The sequence below is a fragment of the Mesorhizobium sp. WSM4810 genome (genome assembly GCF_055811235.1).
The window spans coordinates 240,342-246,373 of the sequence record NZ_JBVVQV010000006.1; the positions used below are offsets into that span (position 1 = coordinate 240,342).

The 6,032-nt window shown below is 64.0% G+C and carries 9 protein-coding genes; 4 read left to right on the forward strand and 5 right to left on the reverse strand.

Translation table 11 applies throughout. From position 1 onward, the window contains the following. Both AC0L3O_RS12060 and rpsP read left to right on the forward strand, forming a co-directional pair. Complete coding sequence (locus tag AC0L3O_RS12060; protein ID WP_095495656.1) at window positions 1-327, forward strand: chorismate mutase; 327 nt, start codon at window positions 1-3, stop codon at window positions 325-327. A gap of 44 nt (window positions 328-371) precedes the next feature. Further along, window positions 372-773 carry a 30S ribosomal protein S16 gene (rpsP, locus tag AC0L3O_RS12065; RefSeq protein ID WP_027153676.1) on the forward strand — a complete coding sequence of 134 codons (402 nt, stop codon included), beginning with the start codon at window positions 372-374 and terminating at the stop codon, window positions 771-773. 76 nt (window positions 774-849) lie between these two features. Here the strand turns inward: rpsP and AC0L3O_RS12070 are convergent, their stop codons facing one another. The 3 genes from AC0L3O_RS12070 to AC0L3O_RS12080 form a co-directional block, all read right to left on the reverse strand. Beyond that, the gene (locus AC0L3O_RS12070; RefSeq protein ID WP_128245794.1) at window positions 850-1,113 is read right to left on the reverse strand and encodes a YMGG-like glycine zipper-containing protein; all 264 of its coding nucleotides are present in this window, start codon (window positions 1,111-1,113) and stop codon (window positions 850-852) included. 152 nt (window positions 1,114-1,265) lie between these two features. Continuing rightward, window positions 1,266-1,676: a DoxX family protein gene (locus AC0L3O_RS12075; protein ID WP_027153678.1), complete on the reverse strand. Its 411-nt coding sequence runs from the start codon at window positions 1,674-1,676 to the stop codon at window positions 1,266-1,268. Window positions 1,677-1,800: 124 nt separating this feature from the next. Further along, window positions 1,801-2,706 carry a bestrophin family protein gene (locus AC0L3O_RS12080; protein WP_128245795.1) on the reverse strand — a complete coding sequence of 302 codons (906 nt, stop codon included), beginning with the start codon at window positions 2,704-2,706 and terminating at the stop codon, window positions 1,801-1,803. Window positions 2,707-2,862: 156 nt separating this feature from the next. Between AC0L3O_RS12080 and AC0L3O_RS12085 the strand changes: the two genes are divergently transcribed. Beyond that, on the forward strand, window positions 2,863-3,267 hold the full coding sequence (locus AC0L3O_RS12085; protein ID WP_027153679.1) for an ACT domain-containing protein: 405 nt from the start codon (window positions 2,863-2,865) through the stop codon (window positions 3,265-3,267). 260 nt (window positions 3,268-3,527) lie between these two features. On the opposite strand, the gene AC0L3O_RS12090 is transcribed toward AC0L3O_RS12085, so the two are convergent. Together AC0L3O_RS12090 and AC0L3O_RS12095 are read right to left on the reverse strand one after the other, a co-directional pair. Next, complete coding sequence (locus AC0L3O_RS12090; protein WP_473615669.1) at window positions 3,528-4,562, reverse strand: aspartate-semialdehyde dehydrogenase; 1,035 nt, start codon at window positions 4,560-4,562, stop codon at window positions 3,528-3,530. A gap of 106 nt (window positions 4,563-4,668) precedes the next feature. Beyond that, window positions 4,669-4,818, reverse strand: a complete 150-nt coding sequence (locus AC0L3O_RS12095; RefSeq protein ID WP_287057073.1) for a hypothetical protein — start codon at window positions 4,816-4,818, stop codon at window positions 4,669-4,671. A gap of 199 nt (window positions 4,819-5,017) precedes the next feature. Between AC0L3O_RS12095 and AC0L3O_RS12100 the strand changes: the two genes are divergently transcribed. Next, window positions 5,018-6,032, forward strand: a 1,015-nt coding sequence (locus AC0L3O_RS12100) for a DEAD/DEAH box helicase (protein WP_473615671.1), incomplete at its 3' end; no start/stop codon positions are given.

The following is a 6,032-nucleotide window of genomic DNA, read 5'->3' on the forward strand; positions in this document are numbered from 1 at the left end:
ATGAACGAAGAGAAGGACATGGCCGACGCACGCGCGGCGCTGGTCGACTACCGCGCCTCGATCGACAACATCGACGCAGCGCTCATCCACATGCTGGCCGAGCGTTTCCGCTGCACCAAGGCGGTCGGCGAGCTGAAGGCATCGCATGGCCTGCCGCCGGCCGATCCGGCGCGCGAGCAGCAGCAGATCGCCCGCCTTCGCCAACTGGCGAAGGACGCCCATCTCGACCCGGATTTCGCGGAGAAATTCCTGAACTTCGTCGTCCGCGAAGTGATCCGCCATCACGAGCATATCGCCGCATCCAACGGCGTAACGAAAACCGGCTGAGGACCAGCCGTAAACCCGAAAATCAGCGTTTTAGGAGAAAAGAAATGCCCTTGAAAATCCGACTGGCCCGTGCGGGCTCGAAAAAGCGTCCCTATTACCACGTCGTCGTCGCCGACGCCCGTTCGCCGCGCGACGGCCGTTTCATCGAGTCGCTCGGCTCGTGGAACCCGCTGCTGCCCAAGGACGGCGAGCGGGTCAAGGTCGACGCCGACCGCGTCAAGCATTGGCTCTCGCACGGCGCCCAGCCGACCGACCGCGTGCTGCGCTTCCTCGACGAGGCCGGCATCGCCAAGCGTGAAGCCCGCTCCAATCCGAAGAAGGCCGAGCCCGGCAAGAAGGCGCAGGAGCGCGCCGCACTTCTGAAGAAGGCGCAGGACGATGCAGCCGCCGCTGTTGCCGCCGCGGCAGCCGCGCCGGCCGAGGCGGAAGCCGCGACCGCCGAATAATCCGCTTTTTATGGCTTACGGAACGGCGGGCGCTTTGCCCGCCGTTTTATTTCGTCGGAGCTAAACGCGGGCACGATCAATAGCCTGCCGGGCAGCGGGCGATGTAGACGCGTCCATAGCGATCGCGATAGCGGCACCGGCCGGGTTCGGTAGCACGACCGATCAGTGCGCCGGCGACGGCGCCGACAGCACCACCAACAACAGCTCCCTCCACCGGGTCATTTGCAACGGCAGCGCCGACAGCAGCGCCACCCAGGCCACCGACCGCGGCGCCCTGTTCTGTCCGGGAACAGGCTGCGAGCGAAGTTGCCAATACCATCAGGACTACCAGTTTCTTCATCGTCGCTCCTCCCAAATGGGGTTTTCCGTCCTCGCCCCACATCGTCTAACTCACAACCGGGCGATTTGATCCAATGACAAGGAAGAAGGGTGGCGGCAGACAGCCGCCTCTCTGGCGGCGCGACCGCCATCGAAAGGCTTTTGACGCCGCCGCTATCGGCTGAACGGGATCAGCGAGCGCACCCCGGGATTGCGCAGGAAAAGGCCGCCCCACAGAATGAGGCCGAGATAGACGCCGAACAATGTGTGCGAGAACAGCGGGCTGCCAAGACGCGCGTGGGTCGCGATGGCGCCGCCGAGATAGGCGGTGAGCAGGACGGCGCCGAGCACCGAGGTGCGCGGCACCGCATAGAGCGCAGTCGAGACCAGCCCGACGATGCCGAGCATGCGCGAGACATCGGGATCGGCCGGCCAGCCGAGTTGCACCATGGTCTGGGTGACGATATCGAGCGGCGGCAGCTTGATGACGCCGTCGAAAATCATGAACAGCACGATGAGTGCGCTGAGCCCGCGGCCGGTCCACAGCGCGCTCGGCGTGACGGATGCTGTTTGAGACATGGTCATTGGTCCTCCGGTTGTTTCGAGCCCTCTTGGCGAGGGTCGAACCAAGGACGCGGCGTGAGGCGGCGATCCGACACGCCTATGATTTTTCCAGCGCACGGTGCTTCGGTGAGCGCTGGAACAAACCCTAGGAAAAATAGTATTTTTTGGCGGGGATCATTTTTGGCGGCGCTTCGCCGAGCGCCTCGAACACCGAGATTTCACAGACGCGGCACAGACCGTCGAGGGCGAGATCGTTGGCCTCGGTGCCGAACGGGTCCTCGAGTTCCTCCGAAAGCGCGTCGAGGCCGAAAAAGGTGTAAGCAATCAGCGCCGTGAACAGCGGCGTCGCCCAACCGGCAGTCGAGGCCAGCCCAAACGGCAGCAGCAGGCAGAAGATATAGGCGGTGCGCTGCAACAGCAGCGTGTAGGCAAACGGAAGCGGTGTTCCCATGATGCGCTCGCAGCCGGCCTGTGCTGCGGCGATTTGCGACAGGCGCTCGTCGAGAATACGGTAGCCCATGACATCGATTGCGCCGGCCCTGTACAACGCCGCGGCTCGCTCGCCCATCCGCCGCAGCATGGCGTCTGGCGGGTTGGCCAGCTTGGCAGCACTTTCGGCCGCTTCATCGATGAACGCGCGTGCTTCGGTCGTGGCATCGACCCGCCGAAGCAGGCCGCGCAGGAAGTGACAGAAGGCGATCGCCTCCATCAGCAGCCCGCGCAGTTCGACCCGATCCTCGATCAACCCGGTGCTGGCGCGCGCCAGATTGCGAATGTCGAACACAAGCTGGCCCCACAGCTTGCGCGCCTCCCACCAGCGGTCATAGGCGGCATTGTTACGGAAGCCGAGATAGATCGACAGCGCCACACCGAGCAAGGCGAGCGGCGCGGGTCCGGCATTGCCGAGGTCAAGCTGCAGGCCCCTGACCGCCAGCACCACCAGTGCGCCATAAACGCCGAAGCCGAAGATCTGCGGCAGGATGCGCGGCACCACCGAGCCGCGCATGATGAAGAACAGATGCAAAAATCCCGGGCGCGGGCGAACGATCATCGAAACCCCTTTCACGGACCGGCAATGATCCTGATCGGTTCCATTGTGCGACGCAATACACGCACAAGCCCAGCCGCCAGCGACATGGCGATGTCGTCTTGCCGGCCTGGGGCCGAGCACGTTATCGAAAGTCTGCAAGACATTCGGGAGCAATCGATGGCCGGCGAGACCGATCTGAACAAACTGCTGGCAACGATGACGCCGGAATTGCGTCCCGGCATCCACGTCTTCGCCACACTGCCGCCCGATGCGCCCGTACCGGACAGCCTCGAGCCGGTGATGCTGTTTCGCGAGCGCGAGGGGACGACGGTGATCGCGCTAGAGGAGGAAGCCGAGGCCGCTGGCCTGGAGATCGTGTTTCGCTGCCGCATGGTGACGCTGAACATCCATTCGTCGCTGGAGGCGGTAGGCTTCCTTGCCGCCATCACCATGCGTCTTGCCGCCGTCGGCATGGGCGTCAATCCAGTCTCGGCCTTCTATCACGACCATCTGTTCGTCCCCGCCGACCGGGCGGTGGAGGCGATGGCCATACTGACGAAGCTGGCGGAAGAGAATCGTTAACTGAGCAGAATTTGAGACGCCGTGCCGCCCCTCATCCCCCTGCCGGGACCCCGGCCCTTCGCTGTCGCTGCGGGCGTTCGTCGTTCGGAAAGCCAAGCAATTGGCTTTCCGTCCGCTTCGCGGACCACTTCTCACCCCCGTGAACGGGGAGAAGGGAGCTAACCGGCCGAAGGCCGAGCCCGCGACTGCCGGCCGCCGGTCGTCCGGCGCGCCCGCGGGGGGCCCGCCGCGGCAGCGGCGATACGGCCCGTGAGCGAAAACTACGCCGCCTTCTTCTTCGGTTGGATCAGCCCGCGCTCGATCAGCAATTCGGCGATCTGCACTGCGTTGAGTGCCGCGCCCTTGCGAAGATTGTCGGAGACGATCCACATCGACAGCCCGTTGTCGACGGTCGAATCCTCGCGGATGCGCGAGATGAAGGTCGCGTCCTCGCCGGCCGAGTCCAGCGGCGTGATGTAGCCACCGTCCTCGCGCTTGTCGAGAACCTGGCAGCCCGGCGCTTCGCGCAGGATCTCACGTGCTTCCTCGGCGGTGATCGGCTTTTCGAACTCGATATTGACCGCTTCCGAATGGCCGATGAAGACCGGCACGCGCACGCAGGTCGCCGTCAGCTTGATCTTGGCGTCGAGCATCTTCTTGGTCTCGGCGACCATCTTCCACTCTTCCTTGGTGAAGCCGTCGTCGAGGAAGACGTCGATGTGCGGGATGACGTTGAAGGCGATGCGCTTGGTAAACTTCTTGACGTCGACCTGGTCGGCGACGAACACCGCGCGGGTCTGCGTGAACAGTTCGTCCATGCCTTCCTTGCCGGCGCCGGATACCGATTGATAGGTGGCGACCACGACACGCTTGATGGTGGCGAGGTCATGCAGCGGCTTCAGCGCCACGACCAGCTGCGCCGTCGAACAGTTCGGGTTGGCGATGATGTTCTTGCGCGTGAACAGCGAAATCGCGTCCGGGTTCACTTCCGGCACGATCAGCGGCACGTCCTGGTCATATCGGAAGGCCGACGAATTATCGATGACGACGCAGCCCTGCTTGCCGATCTTCGGCGACCATTCCTTCGAAACGTTGCCGCCGGCCGACATGATGCAGATGTCGGTATCGGAAAAATCATATTGGTCGAGCGCCCTGACCTTCAGCGTGCGATCGCCGAACGACACTTCCGTGCCCTGGCTGCGCCGCGAGGCCAGCGCCACCACCTCGCTCACCGGAAAGCCGCGCTCTTCCAGTATGTTGAGCATTTCCCGACCCACATTGCCCGTGGCGCCGACGATTGCAACCTTGAAACTCATCGAAATCTCCTGTCCTCTCCGCTCGGTTTTTTGGAGAAAACCCGCCGGCCGATGCGGGTTTCAACCCCCGGGCCGGACCCGGGAGAGGGTGGTTAGGCCAAGGGAATCAGACCGTTTTAGTGGTCGTTTTACCGGTTTTTTTGGCCAAGAACGTGGTTTTGCTGGAACGAGCAGACGCGCCGAAACGCCCGGCCCAATGGTTCGCATTGCGGCCCGGGACGTCGAAGGCAAGAAGCGCCATCAAAAGGCCGCGCATCGAAACTACCCCATTCGGTGCCGGCTTTTACGCGGTTTGCGTAAAGAGTCAATCGCGACGCAGCCAGGCGGCTTGCCCTGTACAATGGCGGCGGCGCGAAGTACGAACGATTGGATCGTTTGGCTCGTGGCGCTCCTGGCGCTCGCCGACGGATGACCCATTGCCGGGCATAAAAGAATCCGAATTCCGAAAGAGTGAAATGTCCAATTTCGAAGCACTTGTCCCCGCGCTGGCAAAGGCGCTGGAAAAACGCGGCTATGTCGAGCTGACGCCGGTGCAGAAGGCGGTACTCGAGCTCGGACAGGCCGATGCGCTGGTTTCCGCCCAGACCGGCTCCGGCAAGACCGTCGCCTTCGGGCTGGCTCTGGCGCCGACCCTTCTCGACGGCGCCGAGCGCTTTTCCCAAGCCGCAGCACCGCTGGCGCTGGCCGTGGCACCGACGCGGGAGCTCGCTTTGCAGGTGACGCGCGAGCTCGAATGGCTCTACGAACTGACCGGCGCAGCGATAGCGTCCTGCGTCGGCGGCATGGACATGCGCACCGAGCGCCGCACGTTGGGGCGCGGCGCCCATATCGTCGTCGGCACCCCCGGCCGGCTGCGCGACCACATTACCCGCAATTCGCTCGACATGTCCGAGCTGAAGGCAGTCGTGCTCGACGAGGCCGACGAGATGCTCGATCTCGGCTTTCGCGAGGATCTGGAATTCATCCTCGACGCCGCTCCGGCCGAGCGCCGTACCTTGATGTTTTCGGCCACCGTGCCGCGCTCCATCGCGACGCTGGCCAAGGGCTACCAGCGCGATGCGGTGCGCATCTCGGCCGCCGGCGAGGAGAAGCAGCATCTCGACATCGAATACCGGGCGCTGAGCGTAGCCCAGGCCGACCGGGAAAATGCCATCGTCAACGTGCTGCGCTATTACGAGGCGAAGAACGCACTGGTGTTCTGCAACACGCGCGCTGCCGTCAATCACCTGACCGCGCGCTTCAACAACCGCAACTTTTCCGTCGTCGCGCTTTCGGGCGAGCTGAGCCAGAACGAGCGCAGCCACGCGCTGCAGGCGATGCGCGACGGCCGCGCCAAAGTCTGCATCGCCACCGATGTGGCGGCGCGCGGCATCGACCTGCCCAACCTCGAACTGGTTATCCACGCCGACCTGCCGACCAATCCGGAGACGCTTCTGCACCGAAGCGGGCGGACGGGGCGGGCGGGACGCA

What these genes read in the sequence shown, in the direction of transcription:
- AC0L3O_RS12060 (WP_095495656.1), top strand. Translation starts at nt 1, where the DNA reads ATGAACGAAGAGAAGGACATGGCCGACGCACGCGCGGCGCTGGTCGAC.
- rpsP (WP_027153676.1), top strand. Translation starts at nt 372, where the DNA reads ATGCCCTTGAAAATCCGACTGGCCCGTGCGGGCTCGAAAAAGCGTCCC.
- AC0L3O_RS12070 (WP_128245794.1), bottom strand. Translation starts at nt 1,113, where the DNA reads ATGAAGAAACTGGTAGTCCTGATGGTATTGGCAACTTCGCTCGCAGCC.
- AC0L3O_RS12075 (WP_027153678.1), bottom strand. Translation starts at nt 1,676, where the DNA reads ATGACCATGTCTCAAACAGCATCCGTCACGCCGAGCGCGCTGTGGACC.
- AC0L3O_RS12080 (WP_128245795.1), bottom strand. Translation starts at nt 2,706, where the DNA reads ATGATCGTTCGCCCGCGCCCGGGATTTTTGCATCTGTTCTTCATCATG.
- AC0L3O_RS12085 (WP_027153679.1), top strand. Translation starts at nt 2,863, where the DNA reads ATGGCCGGCGAGACCGATCTGAACAAACTGCTGGCAACGATGACGCCG.
- AC0L3O_RS12090 (WP_473615669.1), bottom strand. Translation starts at nt 4,562, where the DNA reads ATGAGTTTCAAGGTTGCAATCGTCGGCGCCACGGGCAATGTGGGTCGG.
- AC0L3O_RS12095 (WP_287057073.1), bottom strand. Translation starts at nt 4,818, where the DNA reads ATGCGCGGCCTTTTGATGGCGCTTCTTGCCTTCGACGTCCCGGGCCGC.